Source organism: Ornithinimicrobium murale, from assembly GCF_003352835.1.
Lineage (GTDB): Bacteria > Actinomycetota > Actinomycetes > Actinomycetales > Dermatophilaceae > Ornithinicoccus > Ornithinicoccus muralis.
Genome location: NZ_QLVD01000001.1, coordinates 103,644 through 123,020, shown reverse-complemented (window position 1 = coordinate 123,020; position 19,377 = coordinate 103,644). Strand labels below are relative to the sequence as shown.

The following is a 19,377-nucleotide window of genomic DNA, read 5'->3' as shown; positions in this document are numbered from 1 at the left end:
GTCGTGACCGTTCACCGGGGCGACCTGCCCGCGGACGCGCGCCGCCAGGCGGTGGCCTCAGTTTCGACGGAGGGGCCGCGACGATTAACCTTGCACTGAGGTCCGCGTACGGTTCACGTGGTCACCACAACGCGTCAGGAGTCTTCGTGCCCAAGTTCTTCGAGAAGTTGCTGCGAGCCGGTGAGGGCAAGACCCTGCGCCGGCTGGGGGTCGTCGCGCAGCAGGTGAACGCCCTGGAGGAGGACTTCAAGGGGTTGACCGACGCTGAGCTGCGGGAGGAGACCGACAAGTTCCGGGCGCGCCTGCAGGACGGGGAGACCCTGGACCAGCTGCTCCCGGAAGCGTTCGCCGCCGTGCGAGAGGCCTCGGCGCGCACCATCGGCAAGCGACACTTCGACGTGCAGATCATGGGTGGGGCAGCCCTGCACCAGGGGAACGTGGCCGAGATGAAGACCGGTGAGGGCAAGACCCTCGTGGCGACCCTGCCGTCGTATCTCAATGCGTTGACCGGCGACGGGGTGCACGTCATCACCGTCAACGACTACCTGGCGGAGTACCAGGCTGAGCTGATGGGCCGTGTGCACCGGTCGTTGGGTCTGGAGGTGGGGGTCATCCTCTCCAAGATGACCCCCGACCAGCGACGGGCCGAGTACGCCAAGGACATCACCTATGGCACGAACAACGAGTTCGGGTTCGACTACCTGCGCGACAACATGGCGATGTCGACCAAGGACCTGGTGCAGCGGGGCCACCACTTCGCCATCGTCGACGAGGTCGACTCGATCCTCATCGACGAGGCGCGGACGCCGCTGATCATCTCCGGACCGGCCGACGGCTCGCCCCGCTGGTACACCGAGTTCTCCAAGCTGGCCCAGCGCCTCACCCGTGGCGAGAACGGCACGGGCGACTATGAGGTCGACGAGAAGAAGCGCACGGTCGGTGTGCTGGAGCCGGGCATCGAGAAGGTCGAGGACTACCTCGGGATCGACAACCTCTACGAGAGCACCAACACACCACTGATCGGCTACCTGAACAATGCCATCAAGGCCAAGGAGCTGTTCAAGAACGACAAGGACTACGTCAACGTCGACGGCCAGATCATGATCGTCGACGAGCACACCGGGCGCATGCTCGCAGGTCGTCGCTACAACGAGGGCATGCACCAGGCGATCGAGGCCAAGGAAGGGGTGGAGATCAAGAACGAGAACCAGACCCTGGCCACGGTGACCCTGCAGAACTACTTCCGGATGTACCAGAAGCTGGCCGGGATGACCGGCACGGCTCAGACCGAGGCCGCTGAGCTGCATCAGATCTACAAGGTGGGCGTGGTCTCCATCCCCACCAACCGGCCGATGATCCGGATGGACCAGTCCGACCTGATCTATCGCACCGAACAGGCCAAGTTCGACGCCGTCGTGGACGACATTGCGGCGCGACACGAGAAGGGGCAGCCGGTCCTGGTCGGCACCACCTCGGTCGAGAAGTCCGAGCTGCTCTCCGAGCAGCTGCGACGCCGCGGGATCCCGCACGAGGTCCTCAATGCCAAGCATCACGCCCGAGAGGCGTCAATCGTCGCCGAGGCGGGACGCAAGGGGGCCGTCACGGTCGCGACCAACATGGCCGGCCGAGGCACGGACATCATGCTCGGTGGCAACCCGGAGTTCCGGGCCGTGGCGCACCTCAAGAGCAGGGGCCTGGACCCGGCCGAGACGCCGGAGGAGTACGAAGAGGCCTGGGACGAGACGCTGGCCAGGGCTGAGGAGGCCGTGCAGGCGGAGTACCAGGAGGTTCACGACCTCGGGGGGCTGTACGTACTCGGCACCGAGCGGCACGAGTCGCGGCGCATCGACAACCAGCTGCGTGGTCGCGCCGGCCGTCAGGGTGACCCCGGCGAGAGCCGTTTCTACCTTTCCCTCCAGGACGACCTGATGCGCATGTTCAATGCCGCCATCGTCGACCGGGTGATGCAGACCACCGGAATGGACGACAGCGTGCCGATTGAGTCCAAGGTGGTCAGCCGCTCGATCCAGAGCGCGCAGGCCCAGGTGGAGGCGCAGCACTTCGAGACCCGTAAGAACGTGCTGAAGTACGACGACGTCATGAACCGGCAGCGCGTGGTGATCTATGACGAGCGCCGTCGGGTCCTGGAGGGTGAGGACCTGGAGGACCAGGTCCGCGACTTCATCAATGACGTGGTCGGTGACTATGCCAAGTCTCTGCAGGGGGACGAGCTGGAGAAGGACGAGCGGGACATGAGCAGGGTCCTGAACGACCTCCGCACGGTCTATCCGGTCAGCCTCACCGAGGATGAGCTGGCACAGGCCGTCGGCGGGTCGGGAGGCCTGACCCCCGATGTCCTGGCCGAACAGCTCACCTCGGATGCGCAGCACGCCTACGACGAGAAGGAAGAGATCGTCGGCCCAGAGCGGATGCGCGACCTGGAGCGTCGCGTCGTGATGCAGGTGCTGGACCGTAAGTGGCGTGAGCACCTCTATGAGATGGACTATCTCAAGGAAGGCATCGGCCTGCGGTCGATGGCACAGCGCGAGCCGATCGTCGAGTACCAGCGCGAGGGCTACCAGTTGTTCCAGGCGATGATGGAGTCGGTCAAGGAGGACACCGTCAGCGCGCTGTTCCGCCTGGAGGTCAAGCGGCCCGATGATGCCGAGGCCGCCCCGGCGGGCAGCCTGGCGGTGCCGTCCGCGTTGGCCGGTCTGGTCGACGCCAAACCCGCCCCGGCCGCGGCCCTGACCTATAGCGCGCCCTCGGAGGATGGTGGGGTCGAGCAGCGGCGGGTCTCCGCGGATGGCACCACGTCCGGAGCGGCGCGGCCGGTGACGGCCGGCTCAGACAACCGCGCCGAGCGTCGGAAGGCCAAGCGAGGCAAATAGCAGGTCGCGGGGCAGTTCGGCGCAGCCATTGCGCCTTTACTGAATCTTGACTAACTTTACCTAAGCATGACCTCATTCGGAGGTTACACACAGGGTAGGAGTTTCGTCATGAAATCATCTCTGCGATCTGTTGTGGTCGCGGTCGCTGCCGCGACGCTGACCATTGGCCTCGTGCCGGGGGCTGTGGCCGAGAACATCGGCCATCAAGGCTGCACGCCCGGGTACTGGAAGAACCACACCGACAACTGGGAAGAGACCAACCCCTCGGTGCTGGTCGGGGCGCTGTATGCCTCGGCTCCGTCCTCAGTGGCTGGACTCACGCTCGCCGAGGCCCTGAATGGTGGCGGAGGTCCCGGTGTCGACGGTGCCGCGAGCATCCTGACACGGGCCGCGGTGGCATCCTGGCTGAACGCCGCGCACGAGGGCCTGGGCTTCCCGTGGCGCCGTCACGCAGACGGCCTGGACGGGCGCACGTCGTTGGTGGCGGCGGTCAATGAGGCCTTCGCCTCGAACGACCGGGCCACCATGCTGGCTCTGGCGAGCGAGCTGGATGCGGACAATAACCTGGGCTGTCCACTCAACTAGCTGGGCGCGTCAGGCTGACTGGGCGCGGCCAGCTGACTGGGCACCGTGCTGTCTCGGACTGGGTGGTCTCCTCACCCCGACTCCGCGATCATCCCAGCTCGAAGACGGTGATCAGCCAGCGCCCGTCCACGCCGCTCATGCGCAGGGCCAGGGCCCGCACTCGGGACCGATAGCCGATGACCGCAGCGACCTCGGCGATGCCGTCCGCGGGCTCGCAGACTCGCAACGCCCGCACCTGAGGTGCGCCACCGGGACGCTGGTGGCGCTGGCGGGCCAGGACGCCGCGGCGCGCCACGCGCTCCCGGATGTCGGGAGTGATCCAGCGGCTGAGCTGCGTGGCCGGGCGCAGGCCGTCCATCGTCTCCAGGAGGGCGGTGATGAGCCGTCGCGCCCACGCGTCCGGATCCGGCAACGCTTCCCGCCGTGTCGACTGGGGCCCGAAGAGCTCATCGTGTCCCTCGAGCCGGAAGTCGACAGCGAGCCGCCCCTGGACAAAGCGCGGGTCAGGGCTGGGAAGGTCGGCTCCCCGGGGCAGGGGTGGCGGTTCGTTGTCCGGGATCGGCAGGATCCGCAGGTGTGCACCCGCTCTTCGAGTGGCACCGCTTCCTCGGCGACCTGCGGCCCCCCTCTGGTCCGGGTCCGTGACTGGGCGGACCCCGGTCTGCTCGACGGGCTGCGCGCTCACGACGACACCCGCGTCGGAGTGCCCTGCAGCTCTGGCGGCACGAGCGTCGTCCCGGGCAGCAGGAGGTCCGGGTCGGGGCCGATCGTCTCCCGGTTTGCTTCGTGCCAGCGGGGCCACTCCTGCGCGATCTGCGCGGCATCCGCGTCCGGCCCCAGGTGTCGCGCCGCGATGTCCCACAGCGTGTCACCCGAGCGCACCACCACGGTGTCCGGCGCGGCGCCGCCCCGGCTGACCAGCTCGATGGCCGTGCCGCCCGTGGTCCCGGTCCCTGGCGAACGTGTCGGTCGCCAGCCGGGCTCAGGGCCGAGGCGGCGATCCGATGGGTCCGCTGGCTGGTCGGCCGCCGGAGTCGTCCCCTGGGTTGCCTGAAGGTGCGCGTCTGTCGCCGCCGGACCGTGAGGCGCGTGGGGCTGCGTGGTGGTCGGAGTCGGCGCCAGAGGCGCGTCGGCCAGTGCCGTGCCCCCGGGGCTGACGGCCAGGATGGACCCGACCAGACCCGCCGCGATCCGGGGGCCGAGGTGCGGTGCGCACCGAGTGGCGAAGGTGTGCACCCGCGGCAGCCGTTCTGTTGGCAGTGCCTGGATCGAACCCACGAGCAGGAGCAGTGTCAACCAACCCGCAACGAGCGCGGCCGTGCCGAGGGTCAACAGCTCCAGCCCGTGCGCGGGGCTGGTCAGGCTATCCCCACCACTGGCCAGCAGGCCGACGGCCTGGTGTCCACAGGTCAGGCACAGCAGCGCGCAGCCGGCCGAGAGAAGGCCCCCCAGGACGCCGGCACGCAGGGCCACCTGGTCGCCCTCGCCACGGTGGTCTGGTGGCCGGGTCGTCCTGTCGTGTGGTGTCCCCATGGTCCCACCCTCTCTGAAATGCGTTCATTTGCGTTCAGTTGCGGTCACTGACATGCATTACAACGCAGTATCGGCTCGAGTGCAAGAGAAGGTCCCCGCTGTGGATAACGCGGGGCACGTGACGCACTGCGGCACAATCGGGCTATGCGCTGGACCGACCTGTTCGACGACCTCGAGGCTCAGCTCACGGCACAGGAGGTCGCGGAACGACAGGGGGAGGTGGTTGAGCACACCCGTGCCGGTCGGGGTCGGGTCTTTCTCAGCGACCGCTACCTGGCCGACGTGGGGCGGGATCTCCGGCTCACGCTGCGGGGCGGACTCATCCTGGAGGGCGGGCTGACCCAGGTCGGCCAGGAGTGGCTGCTGCTGAGCCACCAGGACTCGGCCCGCGGCCGGGAGTCACTCGTGCTCACCGGCCAGCTGGTGGCGGTGCAGGGGCTGTCCGGCCGGTCCGACCCGGGGCGGATAGAAAGTGTCCAGCGAGCCCTGGGGATCCGGCAGGCGCTGCGAGCGCTCAGCCGGGACCGTGCCGTCGTCCGGATGCACCTGGTCGAGGGCGCCACGCTCACCGGGACCATCGATCGGGTGGGCGCCGACCACCTGGACCTGAGTGCCCACCCTGCGGACCTGCCGCGACGCAGCCGCGCGGTCCACTCCCTGGTGACTGTGCCCTATGCAGCGCTGACCAGCGTCGTGCACAGGGGCGACTGACACTCAGGACAAGCCGGCTCGGCCGGCAGCTGCCTCCGCTCCTAGTCCTCTTGCTCGTCACTGGCCGCGGAGTGCGCCTCCTCGCCTACCAGGGCGATCGACTCGCGGGTCTGCTCATACATGCGCTGGATGTAGTCCTCGAGCATGCTCGCCTCGACCCGCCAGATCCCGCGACCCCCGATCTTCACCGCTGGGAGCGAACCGCTGCGGACCAGTGCCTTGGTCTGCGCCATCGAGATGTTGAGCGTCTCAGCGACGTCCGTGAGCGTGAGGAACCGATTCTCCAACGGGCTGCTCCGTCCGGTTGCACAGGTCGCCGGGGTGGCGAACCTTGACGTGGATTTTACTTCCTGCGGGTGGTCTCTGGGGTGCCCTGTGGACAAGATGAACGACACCCGGGCGGGGACACTAGCCTGCCACCAGTTGCAGGAGCCGACGAGCAGACGTTACAGGGGGAGACGTGCAGGTGCAGTCGACCGGTCACGACCGGGGTCAGGTCACCACGGCCCGTCGTCTGCGTCGGCCCAGCTGGCGTGACACGAGATTGCTGGTGGGTGTGTTGTTGGTCCTGCTCGCAGTGGCTGGTGGTGTCCGCCTGGTCTCCGAACTCGACGAGACGACCGCGGTGTATGCCGCGGCGCACCCGATCCTGCCCGGTCAGGAGATCGCCGCCGAGGACCTGGAGAAGGTGAGTGTCCGCTTGGACTCGGCGGTGTCCCACTACGTGGATGCCACCCAGCCCGTCGCCACCGGCACGGTGGCGCTCCGGCAGGTGGAGAAGGGCGAGCTGATCCCGTCCAGGGCGCTGGGAAGTGCCAGTCAGGCACAGGACAAGACCGTCACTGTCCCGGTCGATCCCGCGAGTGCCCAGACCCTGACCGTGGGCACCGTGGTCGATCTCTGGGTCAGCCGGCAGGATCCCGAGCAGACGGGCACGGCATACAGCGAGCCGCAGCTGCTGTTGAGCAGTGCCGTGGTCGCACGCACGCCCAGCACGGGCAACGGCTTGGGCATGGGAGTGGGACGGGCAGCGGTCCAGGTGGTCGTTCCGGCCGATCAGGTCGGTTCCGTGATCTCCAGCGTCGATCAGGAGGCCAAGGTCACGTTGGTGCCCGCGCCGGGTGGTTCCGGGTCGTGACCTCGTGAGTCTGCCGCTCCTGACGGCCGTCACCCCCCGCTTCGAGGCCGAGCTGGTCACCAGGCTGGGCAGTAGTCGAGCCGTTCACGTGGTCCGCCGGTGTGCCGACCTCGCTGAGCTCCTGGGGACAGCAGCTGCCGGGGTTGGGCGTGTGGCCGTCGTCTCGGCCGAGCTGCGGGGGCTGGACCTCAGCGCAGTCCGAGAGCTGCATGAACGAGGTTTGCTGGTGCTCGGCGTGCACCGGCCGGACGACGAGCCAGCCGAGCGGAGGCTACGGCGCTGGACGGTGCGGGTCGTGGTGCCGGCAGATGCGGATCAGTCCCAGCTCGATGCGGCCTTGGCTGAACTGATCGAGGCCGGTCCCGCGCCGGAGCACCGTCCGAGCCCCGAGGCTCAGGCGAGTGAGTCGCTGGGGGTGACGACTCCGCATACTGCCGAACCGCTCGACGGGACGGCTGGCGAGGGCGACCCGTCGCGGGAGAGCGCACCGGACGGCAACGGCCGGATCGTGGCAGTGTGGGGGCCGGTCGGCGCCCCCGGGCGCAGCACGATCGCCGTCAACACTGCGGCTGAGCTCGCCGAGCCGGGACACCCGGTGATCCTCGCCGACCTGGACACCTACGGTGCCTCGGTAGCCCAGCTGTTGGCGGTGCTCGACGAAGCGCCCGGGATCGCGGCGGCCGTGCGTGCCGCAGATCAGGGAAGCCTCACCCCCGAGGCGCTCAGCACGATCGCTCCGGAGGTCTCACCCGGTCTACGGGTGCTGACCGGTATGCCACGCCCCGATCGCTGGACCGAGCTGCGTGAGCACGCCGTCCAGGACGTCCTCGCGACCTGCGTTGACACGGTGCCGCTGACGGTGCTGGACACGGGGTTCTGCCTGGAGTCCGACGAGGAACTCAGCTTTGACACGGCGGCCCCACGACGCAACGGTGCCACCCTGGCCGCGCTGGAGGCGGCGGATGAGGTGGTCGCCGTCGGCGCCGCCGACCCGGTGTCGTTGCAGCGACTGGTCCGGGGGTTGGACCAGCTGGCCGAGGTGACCAGTGCGCCGACCAGCGTCGTGGTCAACCGGCTGCGCTCCGGTGCCGTCGGACGAGACCCTGCACGGCGGGTGCGGGAAGCTCTGGAGCGCTTCGCAGGAGTCACCGACGTGGTCCTGGTCGCCGAGGATCAGGCAGGAGTCGATGCGGCGGTGCTGGCCGGACAGACCCTGCGGGAGGCCCGGCCGGGCAGCCCGGCCCGCACCGGCCTGCGGGAGCTCGCTGCACGGGTGGGTGGCCGACCCCTGGCGCCACCGCGCCACAGCCGGCTGGCACGGCGCGACGCCCGTGCCTGAGGTTCGATGGTCGTGCGCTGCCGCGATGTGCTCGCGGTCTGACACGATGTGCTCGTGCTAGATCGCCTGACGCCGGTGGACTCCTCGTTCCTCTACCTCGAGGGACCGGCCACCTCCATGCACGTGGGTTCGGTGCTCGTCTTCGACATGCCGGAGGGCGGCTTCGACCACGACACGCTGCTGGACCTCGTGGCCAACCGCGTCGCCTACGTGCACCGGTACCGCCAGCGGGTGCGCCAGGTTCCGGCGGGGCTCGGTGGCCCGGTGTGGGTCGATGACGCTGACTTCGACCTCAGCTATCACGTCCGTCGGTCGGGGTTGCCGCGACCGGGGAGCATGGAGCAGCTGTCCGAGTTCGTCGCCCGCGTGCAGTCTCGCCCGTTGGACCGGGCTCGACCCCTGTGGGAGATCTATCTGGTCGAGGGCCTGGCGGACGACCGGTTCGCTCTGGTCAGCAAGACACACCAGGCCATGGTCGACGGCGTGCACGGGCTCGACATCGGCCAGGTCATCCTCGATGAGTCACCCAACGACGTCGTGCCGATCGCGCAGACCTGGACGCCGTCGCCCGAACCCAGTGACGTCGAGCTGATCACCCGATCAGCGATCAACACCGTCACCTCGCCGCGTCGACTGTGGGACGGGGTGCGCGGGGGCGTCACCGATCTGCGGCACACCGGCGGCAGGGTCGTGGAGGCGGCTCAGCAGGCCGGCACAGCACTCGTGCGCACCGCCGCCAGCCCGGCACCGGACACCCCGCTCAACACACACGTCGGATCGACCCGCAGGGTGCACCTGATCGATCTCGACCTGGAGGACTTCCGGCAGGTCCGCGGCCGACGCTTCGGGGCCGGGGACCTGGGTCACGTCACGGTCAATGACGTTGTCCTGGCCACGCTCACCGGGGCGCTGCGGGAGTGGCTGATGACGCGTGGGGAGCCGATCAGCTCCTCGAGCACGCTGCGGGCCATGGTCCCGTTGTCCATCGAGGACGGCGAGGTCGAGTCGCAGGTCGGCGGGCCGGTTGTCGCCGCGTTCGTCGACCTGCCGGTCGGTGAGCCCAGCCCGGTGATGCGGTTGCAGCAGGTCAGCTACCGGATGGCCAAGCAGCTGCGCGACGGTCGGGCCATCGGAGCGGCCGGGATCGCCGGGCTGGCTGGGTTCGCCGCCCCCACCCTGCACTCGATGGCGGCCCGAGCGGCCAGTGCGATGTCCCGCCGCGTCTTCAACCTGGTCATCAGCAATGTGCCCGGGCCGCAGGAGGCCCGCTTCGCCGGCCCGGCCAGGCTGTGGGCGACCTACCCCGTCATCCCACTCGCCCAGCGCCAGGCGCTCGCTATCGGCCTGACCTCCTACGACGGTCGGGTCCATCTCGGACTGAACGCCGACCGGGAGGCCATGCCGGACCTCAACGTGCTCGCGGAGTGCATCGACTCCGCCCTCGCCGAACTCGTCGCGACCGACGACTGACAGGAGACCGACATGGCACAGATTCCCCAACAGATCCGGTGCTACCTGCCGTTGACCGCCCAGCGGGTCGCCGAACTGGACGAGCAGGGCGCACTGGTGGGTGACCTCGTCGCCTTCCTCGTCACCGAGTCCGTGCGGCGCTCGGATCCCAACGGTGACGAGGAGGCCTGGGAGTACGCCGCCCTGCAGGATGCCGCGGCCTACTGCCAGCAGGAGGGCCTGCCCGTAGTGGTCGCCGCCGTGGACGTGGGGCGGGACACCATCGACGACAGCGGGCCGATGGGGTCGCGGGTGCTCGTGCACGGTCCGGTGGGACTGCCACGCGTCGCTTCCCTGCACGTGGGTGACGACCTGGTCGGGGAGGTGGCCATGGTCTCGACCGATGCCGAGGTGATCGAGCTGTCCTGGTATGACGCCACAGAGCTCGCGGATGTGCGTTCTCTGCTGTCGGCCTGAGACGATAGAGACTGGACTCGATGACGAGCCGACCCAACCGACTGGAGGAACAGACCGATGGATGCCGTGACGACGGTCCCCGATCCGATCAATGAGCCGGTGCAGGAGTATGCCCTTCACAGCGCCGAGCGGGTTGAGCTTGAGGCGACGCTGAAGGAGATGGCGGCTAACCCCGTCGACCTGACCCACGTCATCGGCGGCGAGCGCGTGACCGGTGCTGGCGAAGCCATCGACGTCGTCCAGCCCCACGCCCACTCCGAGGTGCTGGGCACGCTGCGCAACGCCCAGGCAACTGACGCGGCAGCAGCCATCGATGCCGCGGCGCAGGCGGCGCCGGCGTGGGCGGCCATGGACTTTGACGACCGTGCGGCGATCCTGCTACGTGCTGCGGAACTCCTGTCCGGACCCTGGCGATCCCGGATCAACGCTGCCACCATGCTCGGTCAGTCCAAGACGGTTCACCAGGCCGAGATCGACGCGGCCTGCGAGCTCATCGACTTCTGGCGGTTCAATGTCCACTACGGGCGCCAGATCCTCGCCGACCAGCCGATCCGCAACGCCCGCGGGGTGTGGAACCGCACCGACCAGCGACCGCTCGAAGGTTTCGTGTATGCCGTCACGCCCTTCAACTTCACCGCCATCTCCGGCAACCTGCCCACCGCCCCCGCTCTGATGGGGAACACGGTGGTCTGGAAGCCGGCGACCACCCAGCAGCGCGCGGCATCCGTCGTCATGGATGTGCTCATGGAGGCCGGCCTGCCGCCCGGGGTGATCAACATGGTCACCGGGCACGGCCCCGAGGTCTCGGACGTGGCGCTCCAGCACCGCGACCTGGCCGGCATCCACTTCACCGGCTCCACGCGGGTGTTCCAGATGCTCTGGGGGCAGATCGGAGCCAACATCGCCGACTACCGGTCCTACCCGCGCATCGTGGGCGAGACCGGGGGCAAGGACTTCATCGTGGCCCACCCCTCCGCGGACCCGGACGTGTTGCGCACTGCGATGATCCGCGGAGCCTTCGAGTATCAGGGGCAGAAGTGCTCGGCAGCCTCCCGTGCCTACGTCCCGGAATCGCTCTGGGCCGACCTGCGCGATGAGCTGGCCGACATCACGAACTCGATCCCGGTGGGCGACGTGCGCGACCTGAGCAACTTCATGGGTGCGGTCATCGACGACCGGGCATTCGCCAAGCACCAGGATGTCCTCGACCGCGCCAAGGCCGACGACGCGGTGACGGTCGTGGCCGGCGGCACCTACGACGACTCAGAGGGCTACTTCGTGCGACCGACCGTGCTGGAGGTGAGCGACCCGACCCACGACACCTTCACCACCGAGTACTTTGGCCCGATTCTGGCGGTGCATGTCTACCCCGACGACCAGTTCGAGCAGATGCTCACACAGATGGAGTCGGTGGCCGGCTACGCCCTCACCGGTGCGGTGATCGCCCGGGACCGCGCGGCCGTGGCCCAGGCGACCGAGAAGTTGCGTTTTGCCGCGGGCAACTTCTACATCAACGACAAACCGACCGGTGCGGTCGTGGGGCAGCAGCCCTTCGGTGGCGCCCGGGCGTCCGGCACCAACGACAAGGCCGGCTCGATGCAGAACCTCATGCGCTGGAGCAGCGCCCGCTCCATCAAGGAGACCTTCGTGCCGGCAACTGACTGGCGCTACCCGCACATGGGGTAGGGGCGCCTCAGGCCGGGTTCTGCTCGAACCACTCCACGGACAGTCGGGACTCCAGCCGGAGCGCCCGGGCCAGCACCGGCGCAACGGCGGCCTCGATCTTGCTCCCGAGAAAGGGGACGTTGGCCTTCAGCTCGCCCTCCACGGTGTGCTCGGTCCCGGCACCGCCGGGAGCGAGCGACACGCTGCCGGACATGCTGACCGGGGTCCTGGGGATCTCGAGGTGGAGCGATGCGGTGTGGCCACCATCCTCGTCACCGCTCAGCCCCCAGACCTGGGTCTCCACCACGTCGACCGCGTCCCCGACGAACTTCCGGGCGAAGTCCGGGAAACCGTCGGTGGGCAGGCGCCGCCGCGTGATGATCGTGCGGGCGTCGTCCTCGACCTCGATGGCTACCTCGTGCTCGAGCGCACCACTGCGGCTGCACTTGAGCTCCTGGTAGTCGGCGGAGCAGATCATCTCGAACACCTGCTGCGGCGTGGCGCCGTGCTCGACGGTCTCGTGGATCCTCATGGGATCACTTTAGGGTGCCGCGCCGTCGAGGACGGCGACGGCGCGACGGAGCACCCGCAGGAGCCGTTGGCGCACGACGGGTGTCGGCTCGTGCGGGAGGTCCTGCACCAGACCCTGAAGACCGCGGGACAGCAGCCGAAGACCGTGGGCGACCCGGACCGCGAGCGGCTGGTCGGGCAGGCTGGAGAGTTGGGTGGCCGCTCGCTGGCAGAGGGCCGCCAGCGCCGAGCAGGAGGCACGATCGGCTGCCGCCAGGTCGGCGGGCCCGAGTGCGCGGACATCCGGAGGGGGTGGAGTGCGCGAGGGTCGTTCGTGCCCCTGGGTCACATCCACGATGGAGTCCACGAGGCGGTCCAGGAGGTGGCGCAACAGGGTCTCGGCAGCGGGGTCCGCCAGGTGCACGTCGGCCGCGCTCAGCTCCTCGGCTGTGCCGAGCAGCACCAGGGGTGAGCGGGTCGCGGACATGCCGCACACCCTACGGTTGACCGGGGACACCGTGCCGTGGCTGTCCACCGGACATCCCGGAGCCAGCCCCTGCCCGTCCGCGGTGCCGAGGAGCGCTAGGCTCAGACTGGCGCACGACGAGGTGCGACGACGCGGCACGCAATCACAGGAGACACGCCTGATCATGTCGTTCGACGACACGTTGCTCGATCGGTTCTACCGACACGTTTCGCACACCACCCTGCGGGAGCGGGACCACGAGGTGAGGCAGGCGATCATCGGTCAGGTCGCGGAGCTCTCGGCAGCTCGCCGCCCCGGCACCACCACGGTCCGGGTCTTCAACCCCTCGCGGGCCGACGACGGTTGGACCTCTCGGCACACCGCGCTGCAGGTCGTCACGGACGACATGCCCTTCCTGGTGGACTCGGTGCTCGGTGAGCTCAATCAGCGTGGCCTCTCGGTGCACCTGCTGGTCCACCCCCAGATCGTGGTGCGACGCACTGGTGAGTCCTCTCGGGTGCTCGACATCGCCGCCACGGAGGCCGGCCCGGAGGACACGGTCGAGTCCTGGATGCACCTGGAGATCGATCGCCTGCCGCGAGAGGCCTCACGCGAGGATCTGCAGGGCCGCCTCGAGGTCGTGCTGGAGGATGTGCGCCGGGCCTGCCAGGACTGGCAGGCCATGCGGGAGAAGGCACGGAGCATCATCTCCGAACTCGAGGCCGGTGTGCCCGACTCTGTTGACCCGGCCAGCGTCCAGCCCACGATCGAGTTCCTGACCTGGCTGGAGGACAACCACTTCACCTTCCTGGGCTACCGGGAGTACGAACTGGTGCAGGACGAGGGGACCGACGCCCTCCGCTCGGTTCCGGAGACCGGCCTGGGGATCCTGCGCTCCGATCCCGGGCAGCCCGGCAGTGTGAGCCGCTTGCGGCCGGAGGCCGTCGCCACCGCACGGGACCCGCGGCTGCTGACGATCACCAAGGCCAACTCGCGCGCCACGGTGCACCGGCCCGTCTACCTCGACTACGTCGGAGTGCGGAAGTTCGACGAGCAGGGTGCCGTCATCGCCGAGCGGCGCTTCCTGGGGCTGTTCACCCAGAGCGCCTACGCCGAGTCGGTGAGCCGGCTGCCGGTCATCGGCAACAAGGTGCGCGCGATCCTGGACCGCAGCGGCTACGCCTCGGACAGCCACTCCGGCAAGGACCTGATGGGGGTCCTGGAGAACTACCCCAGGGACGAGCTGTTCCAGGCCGACACCGACTGGCTGTCCGACAGTGCCAACGAGGTGCTCCACCTGCAGGAGCGCCGCGGGTCCCGGTTGTTGGTCCGCAAGGACGAGTTCGGTCGGTTCGTCTCCGTGCTGGTGTATATGCCCAGGGACCGGTTCAACACGGCGGTCCGCGTGCGCATCGAGGGAATCCTGAAGGAGGCCTACGGCGCCGACACCGTCGACTACACGACCAAGGTGGGCGAGGCCACCCTCGCGCAGGTGCACTATGTGCTGCGGATGCCGACCGGTGGCAACATCCCGGTCGTCGACACCGAAGCACTGGAGGCACAGGTCCTGGGAGCCATGCGCACCTGGGAGGAGAAGTTGACCGACGTCGTCCAGGAGCACGAGGAGGACGAGACGGTCGGGGACACGGCCGCGAGCTTCTCGGCAGCCTTCCCGGAGGGCTACAAGGAGGACTTCGACCCGGCCACCGGCTACGCCGATCTGGCGCAGATCCGCTCGGTGGTCGAGGACCCGAAGCGGGGCATGCGGCTCCACCTGTATGCCGAGGAGGGGGCACCGCCGCAGGAGCGACGGTTGAAGCTCTACCGGCAGGATGCGATGACCCTGACCGAGGCCATGCCGATCTTCAGCCACCTCGGCGTCGAGGTCACCGACGAGCGGCCCTACGTCGTGGAGGAGGAAGAGGACGACATCGCCATGCGCATCTACGACTTCGGGCTCCGCGCCAAGCGGGCCGAGGTCTGGGAGGGCAACGACCTGCGCACCGCGGACGAGGTCGCCTCCGACTTCGAGGAGGCCTTCTCCGTCGCCTGGAGCCGGCAGGGCGAGAGCGACAGCCTGAACAACCTCGTGCTGGACGCCGATCTGTCCTGGCGCTCCATCGTCATCCTGCGCACCCTGGTCCGCTACCTGCGCCAGGTGGGCGCTTTCAGCCTGGACTACCTGGAGTCGGCGCTCGTGGCCAACCCGCGCATCGCCCGGATGGTCGTCGACCTCTTCGCGGTGCGTTTCGACCCCTCGACGGCGGCGGACAACCAGACCCGCGACCAGGAGGCGGCAGAGGTCATCGCCCGGATCCACGAAGCGCTCAATGACGTGGCCAGCCTCGATCAGGACCGGATCATTCGCCAGGTGGTCTCGGTCGTCGAGGGCACGCTGCGCACTAACTTCTACCAGGCGGACGAGGACGGTCGGGGCAAACCCCACGTCTCCCTCAAGCTCAGCCCGCGCGACATCGACGGGCTGCCCGATCCCCGCCCCGCCTACGAGATCTGGGTCTATGCTCCGCGCATCGAGGGGGTGCATCTGCGCTTCGGCGCGGTGGCGCGTGGTGGCCTGCGCTGGAGCGATCGCCGGGAAGACTTCCGCACCGAGGTGCTGGGCCTGGTCAAGGCGCAGATGGTCAAGAATGCTGTCATCGTCCCCACCGGCTCCAAGGGTGGCTTCGTGGCCAAGCAGCTCCCCGACCCCAAGGACCGGGAGGCCTGGCTGAACGAAGGCATCGGCTGCTACAAGATCTTCATCAAGGGGCTGCTGGACGTCACCGACAACCGCGTTGGCGGAGCCATCGTGCCCCCGGAGAACGTCGTGCGCAGGGACGCGGACGACAGCTACCTCGTGGTGGCCGCGGACAAGGGCACTGCCAAGTTCAGCGACATTGCCAACGGGGTCTCGCGCGAGTATGGCTTCTGGCTCGATGACGCTTTCGCCTCCGGCGGGTCCGCGGGCTACGACCACAAGGGCATGGGCATCACCGCACGCGGTGCCTGGGAGTCGGTCAAGCGGCACTTCCGTGAGCTCGGGCACGACACGCAGACGCAGGACTTCACCGCCGTCGGCATCGGCGACATGAGCGGTGACGTCTTCGGCAACGGCATGCTGTTGTCCGAGCACATCCGACTGGTCGCAGCCTTCGACCACCGGCATGTCTTCCTGGATCCCACACCGGAGGCCGCCAGTTCCTACGCCGAGCGGCGCAGACTCTTCGACCTGCCCGGCTCGAGCTGGGCCGACTACGATGCGTCGCTGATCAGCGAGGGGGGTGGGGTCTACCCGCGGTCGGCCAAGGCGATCCCGGTCAGTCCACAGGTGCGTTCGGCGCTCGGGCTGGAGGAGGGCGTGAGCTCCCTGACGCCCAATGAGCTGCTCAGCGCCGTGCTGAGGGCGCCGACGGACCTGCTCTGGAACGGCGGCATCGGAACCTATGTGAAGTCAGCGGCGGAGACCGACTCCGACATCGGGGACCGGGCCAACGACGCCATCCGGATCAATGGTGGCGACCTGCGGGTCAAGGTCGTGGGTGAGGGAGGCAACCTCGGATTCAGCCAGCAGGGCCGGATCGAGGCGGCCCTGGCCGGGGTGCACATCAACACCGACGCTATCGACAACTCGGCCGGCGTGGACACCTCCGACCACGAGGTCAACATCAAGATCGCCCTGGCCCCCGTGGTCGCCGGCGGCGAGATGACCCTGGAGCAGCGCGACGAACTCCTCGCGTCGATGACGGAGGAGGTGGCCGCCACCGTGCTCCGGACGAACTACGAGCAGAACGTCCTGATCGGCAACTCCCGTGACCAGGACGGGGTGATGGCCCCCGTCCACCGTCGGCTCATGGCACACCTGGAAGAACACGCCGGGCTCGACCGGGACCTGGAGTTCCTGCCGGACGACCGTGGCATGCACGAGCACGAGATGAACGGCACCGGGCTCACCTCGCCCGAGTTCTCGGTCCTCGTCGCCTACTCCAAGCTGAACCTGAAGTCCGAGCTCATCGACTCCGATCTTCCCGACTTCCCGTTCTTCGAGGACGCACTGCACTCCTACTTCCCGGGTCCCCTGCAGGATCGGCTCGGGGACAGCCTGGGGGAGCACCCCCTGCGGCGGCAGATCATCGTCAACGACCTGGCCAACGCCATGGTCAACCGTGGTGGCATCACGTTCGCCTTCCGCTGCATCGAGGAGACCGGAGCCACGGTTCCGCAGATCGCACGGGCGTTCGTGGTGTGCCGAGAGGTCTTCGACATGAGCGGCTTCATGGCCGCCGTCGAGGCGCTGGACAACCAGGTGCCGACGCAGCTGCAGACCAAGCTCTACCTCGAGTTTCGGCGGTTGATGGACCGCAGTGTGCGCTGGTTCCTCAACAACCAGTCGCTCACCGGTCAGCTGGATCATGAGATCGCCCGGTTCAGCGAGGCGGTGCGAACGCTGCGCACGCAGTTGGGTGGACACCTCCAGGCTGCGGAGCGCGAGCGCTTCGAGCACCAGGCGCAGGAGGCCCGCGACGGTGGTGTTCCCGAAGAGCTGGCGCTCTGGTATGCCGGGCTGCTCGACTCCTTCTCGGTCCTCGACATCGTGGAGGTCGCCGAGGAGACGGGTCGTTCCCTGGAGGAGACCGCTGCGCTCTACTTCGCTGTCTCCGAGCGGTTCCGCGTCGATGCTCTGCTCAACTGGGTGGGAGAGCTGCCGCGGCAGGACCGGTGGGACAGCCTGGCCCGAGGCGCGATGCGAGACGACCTCTACGGCGTCCTGAAGGCCCTGACGCGCACCGTGCTCGGTAGTTCCGACGGCACGGAGCAGGGTGTTGAGGTGCTGGGTGCCTGGAGCGAGGCGAACGCCGAGGCCCTCACGCGCATCCGGCAGGTCCTGAGCAATGTCGACCGTCTGGAATCCCCGGGCATGGGGCCGCTCTCGGTCGCCCTGCGGACGCTCCGTGGTCTCGTGCGCCAGGGAAGCAGCAACTGACACTGTCCTTCCCGGACCCGGGGCAGTGCGCCCGGGTCGGAAGGTCAGGCACGGCGCTATCCGCCCCTGATTCCGGCTGGGGCGGCTGCGGGGGTTACCCTGCGGACGTGCCGACCCTTCGTGACGTCCTGGGCCATGAGGTTGCACTGCCACGTGCCGACGCGGACTGGCTGCACCGGCTCGTCGGTGACTGGCAGATGGTGGCCGACCTGTCCTTCTCCGACCTGACCCTCTGGGTGCCGGCTGGCGGAGACCGAGACGACTGGGTGCTCGCCGCCCACGCCCGGCCGACCACCGGGCCCAACTTCTATAACGACGACGTGGTCGGCAGCACCCCCGAGCCCGCCCGGCGCGAGGTACTGGACACCGTGCTGCGCACCATGCGCCCCCTGGACCCGCCGCAGGCCGACTCGGTGCGCGAGCAGTACGTGCCCGTCGTCCGGGCCGGCCGGTCCGTCGGAGTCCTCGTGCGGCATACCGACCTGCACAGTATGCGACAGCAGGGCGGCCTGGAGGTCAACTACCTGCAACTCGCCCAGTCGCTGCTGCGGATGATCGGGCAGGGTGCCTTCCCCAGCGAGATGGCACCCACCGGCGTCGGGCGGGGGACTCCGCGGGTGGGGGACGGGGTGCTGCGTCTCGGTGCCGAGGGGCTGATCGAGTATGCGAGCCCGAATGCGATCTCCGCCCTCCGGCGGTTGGGCCACACCGATCAGGTCGCCGGAGCCGACCTGTCCGAGATCGTCACCGCCAGGCTGCCCACGGGCGTGACCCTGGACGAGACGATGCCGCTGGTGCTCACTGGTCGGGCACCGTGGGGCACCGAGATCGAGACGGTTCGGAGCAACCTGACACTGCGGGCAGTGCCGCTGTTGGACCAGGGCGCCCGCTACGGGGCGATGATCCTGCTGCGTGATGTCAGCGAGCTGCGGCGCCGGGAGCGCGAGCTGATGACCAAGGACGCGACGATCCGGGAGATCCACCACCGCGTCAAGAACAACCTGCAGACGGTGTCCGCCCTGCTGCGGCTCCAGTCGCGACGGATGGACAACCTGGGCGCCCGGGCCGCCCTGCAGGAGGCGGGCCGCCGGGTGTCCACGGTCGCGCTGGTGCACGACACGCTCAGCCACGGCTTCGATGAGACAGTGCTGTTCGACGAGATCGCCGTGCGGATCGCCCGGGCCACGGTGGAGGTCGCCTCGCAGGGTGGCGCCCGGGTCGCGGCCGAGCACCGGGGATCCTTCGGTCGCATCCGCGCAGAGGACGCCACGCCGTTGGCGATGATGCTGGCCGAGCTCGTGCACAACGCCGTCGAGCACGCCTTTGACACCAGCACCCCCACGACCGACGGCGACCCGGTGGGAACGGTCATCGTGGAGGCAGCACGATCGGCTGGCTCAGGGGGCGAGGCGACCGCGGCACCGGGAGGTGACCTGCTCACGGTGACGGTCACGGACAACGGCCGTGGGCTGCCGGAGGACCACCAGCCTGGCACTGGCCTGGGGATGCAGATCGTGCAGGCACTGATCAGCGACCTGCGGGGCGAGATCCACTGGGAGACGCAGGAGCCGCACGGAACCGTCGTGCGGTTCGTCGTGCGGCTCCGTGGTCTGTCAGCCGAGGGGTGAGGGG

The 19,377-nt window shown here is 68.7% G+C and carries 15 protein-coding genes; 10 read left to right on the top strand and 5 right to left on the bottom strand.

Translation table 11 applies throughout. The features are described 5' to 3' along the window. The first annotated feature begins 146 nt into the window (after positions 1 to 146). On the top strand, positions 147 to 2,891 hold the full coding sequence (secA, locus tag DPQ65_RS00515) for a preprotein translocase subunit SecA (RefSeq protein ID WP_114905428.1): 2,745 nt from the start codon (positions 147 to 149) through the stop codon (positions 2,889 to 2,891). Between the two features lie 108 nt (positions 2,892 to 2,999). Further along, positions 3,000 to 3,476, top strand: a complete 477-nt coding sequence (locus DPQ65_RS00510) for a hypothetical protein (RefSeq protein ID WP_162801932.1) — start codon at positions 3,000 to 3,002, stop codon at positions 3,474 to 3,476. An 88-nt stretch (positions 3,477 to 3,564) separates the two neighbouring features. Here the strand turns inward: DPQ65_RS00510 and DPQ65_RS00505 are convergent, their stop codons facing one another. Together DPQ65_RS00505 and DPQ65_RS00500 are read right to left on the bottom strand one after the other, a co-directional pair. Further along, positions 3,565 to 4,161: an Rv3235 family protein gene (locus DPQ65_RS00505; protein ID WP_114905426.1), complete on the bottom strand. Its 597-nt coding sequence runs from the start codon at positions 4,159 to 4,161 to the stop codon at positions 3,565 to 3,567. Next, a complete protein-coding gene (locus DPQ65_RS00500; RefSeq protein WP_114905425.1) occupies positions 4,158 to 5,009 on the bottom strand; it encodes a LysM peptidoglycan-binding domain-containing protein in 852 nt (283 codons plus the stop codon). The genes DPQ65_RS00505 and DPQ65_RS00500 overlap by 4 nt, the downstream gene beginning before the upstream one ends. 144 nt (positions 5,010 to 5,153) lie before the next feature. Here DPQ65_RS00500 and DPQ65_RS00495 point away from each other — a divergent pair, with 144 nt between their 5' ends. Then, positions 5,154 to 5,720, top strand: coding sequence for a hypothetical protein (locus DPQ65_RS00495; protein WP_114905424.1), 567 nt, complete (start codon positions 5,154 to 5,156; stop codon positions 5,718 to 5,720). 41 nt (positions 5,721 to 5,761) lie between these two features. Here the strand turns inward: DPQ65_RS00495 and DPQ65_RS00490 are convergent, their stop codons facing one another. Next, on the bottom strand, positions 5,762 to 6,007 hold the full coding sequence (locus DPQ65_RS00490; protein ID WP_114905423.1) for a helix-turn-helix domain-containing protein: 246 nt from the start codon (positions 6,005 to 6,007) through the stop codon (positions 5,762 to 5,764). A 173-nt stretch (positions 6,008 to 6,180) separates the two neighbouring features. Between DPQ65_RS00490 and DPQ65_RS00485 the strand changes: the two genes are divergently transcribed. Genes DPQ65_RS00485 through pruA form a run of 5 tightly spaced genes read left to right on the top strand, consistent with a single transcriptional unit; the run spans position 6,181 to position 11,809 of the window. Continuing rightward, a complete protein-coding gene (locus DPQ65_RS00485) occupies positions 6,181 to 6,858 on the top strand; it encodes an SAF domain-containing protein (protein WP_114905422.1) in 678 nt (225 codons plus the stop codon). A 4-nt stretch (positions 6,859 to 6,862) separates the two neighbouring features. Next, complete coding sequence (locus tag DPQ65_RS00480) at positions 6,863 to 8,197, top strand: CpaE/TadZ family protein (protein WP_114905499.1); 1,335 nt, start codon at positions 6,863 to 6,865, stop codon at positions 8,195 to 8,197. 54 nt (positions 8,198 to 8,251) lie between these two features. Then, positions 8,252 to 9,667, top strand: a complete 1,416-nt coding sequence (locus tag DPQ65_RS00475; protein WP_114905498.1) for a WS/DGAT/MGAT family O-acyltransferase — start codon at positions 8,252 to 8,254, stop codon at positions 9,665 to 9,667. A 12-nt stretch (positions 9,668 to 9,679) separates the two neighbouring features. Further along, positions 9,680 to 10,123 carry a DUF6912 family protein gene (locus DPQ65_RS00470; protein ID WP_114905421.1) on the top strand — a complete coding sequence of 148 codons (444 nt, stop codon included), beginning with the start codon at positions 9,680 to 9,682 and terminating at the stop codon, positions 10,121 to 10,123. A gap of 57 nt (positions 10,124 to 10,180) precedes the next feature. Beyond that, a complete protein-coding gene (pruA, locus tag DPQ65_RS00465; protein ID WP_114905420.1) occupies positions 10,181 to 11,809 on the top strand; it encodes an L-glutamate gamma-semialdehyde dehydrogenase in 1,629 nt (542 codons plus the stop codon). Positions 11,810 to 11,816: 7 nt separating this feature from the next. Here the strand turns inward: pruA and DPQ65_RS00460 are convergent, their stop codons facing one another. Continuing rightward, positions 11,817 to 12,320 carry a DUF2505 domain-containing protein gene (locus DPQ65_RS00460; protein ID WP_114905419.1) on the bottom strand — a complete coding sequence of 168 codons (504 nt, stop codon included), beginning with the start codon at positions 12,318 to 12,320 and terminating at the stop codon, positions 11,817 to 11,819. A 9-nt stretch (positions 12,321 to 12,329) separates the two neighbouring features. Then, positions 12,330 to 12,785: a hypothetical protein gene (locus tag DPQ65_RS00455; protein WP_114905418.1), complete on the bottom strand. Its 456-nt coding sequence runs from the start codon at positions 12,783 to 12,785 to the stop codon at positions 12,330 to 12,332. Positions 12,786 to 12,948: 163 nt separating this feature from the next. Here DPQ65_RS00455 and DPQ65_RS00450 point away from each other — a divergent pair, with 163 nt between their 5' ends. Next, complete coding sequence (locus DPQ65_RS00450; RefSeq protein WP_114905417.1) at positions 12,949 to 17,745, top strand: NAD-glutamate dehydrogenase; 4,797 nt, start codon at positions 12,949 to 12,951, stop codon at positions 17,743 to 17,745. A 107-nt stretch (positions 17,746 to 17,852) separates the two neighbouring features. Continuing rightward, positions 17,853 to 19,373: a sensor histidine kinase gene (locus DPQ65_RS00445; RefSeq protein WP_114905416.1), complete on the top strand. Its 1,521-nt coding sequence runs from the start codon at positions 17,853 to 17,855 to the stop codon at positions 19,371 to 19,373. Positions 19,374 to 19,377: the final 4 nt, after the last annotated feature.

Bases quoted from the DNA above. Each gene is read 5' to 3' on its own strand.
- DPQ65_RS00510 (WP_162801932.1), top strand. From the start codon at position 3,000: ATGAAATCATCTCTGCGATCTGTTGTGGTCGCGGTCGCTGCCGCGACG.
- pruA (WP_114905420.1), top strand. From the start codon at position 10,181: ATGGATGCCGTGACGACGGTCCCCGATCCGATCAATGAGCCGGTGCAG.
- DPQ65_RS00450 (WP_114905417.1), top strand. From the start codon at position 12,949: ATGTCGTTCGACGACACGTTGCTCGATCGGTTCTACCGACACGTTTCG.
- DPQ65_RS00460 (WP_114905419.1), bottom strand. From the start codon at position 12,320: ATGAGGATCCACGAGACCGTCGAGCACGGCGCCACGCCGCAGCAGGTG.
- DPQ65_RS00470 (WP_114905421.1), top strand. From the start codon at position 9,680: ATGGCACAGATTCCCCAACAGATCCGGTGCTACCTGCCGTTGACCGCC.
- DPQ65_RS00500 (WP_114905425.1), bottom strand. From the start codon at position 5,009: ATGGGGACACCACACGACAGGACGACCCGGCCACCAGACCACCGTGGC.
- DPQ65_RS00455 (WP_114905418.1), bottom strand. From the start codon at position 12,785: ATGTCCGCGACCCGCTCACCCCTGGTGCTGCTCGGCACAGCCGAGGAG.
- DPQ65_RS00495 (WP_114905424.1), top strand. From the start codon at position 5,154: ATGCGCTGGACCGACCTGTTCGACGACCTCGAGGCTCAGCTCACGGCA.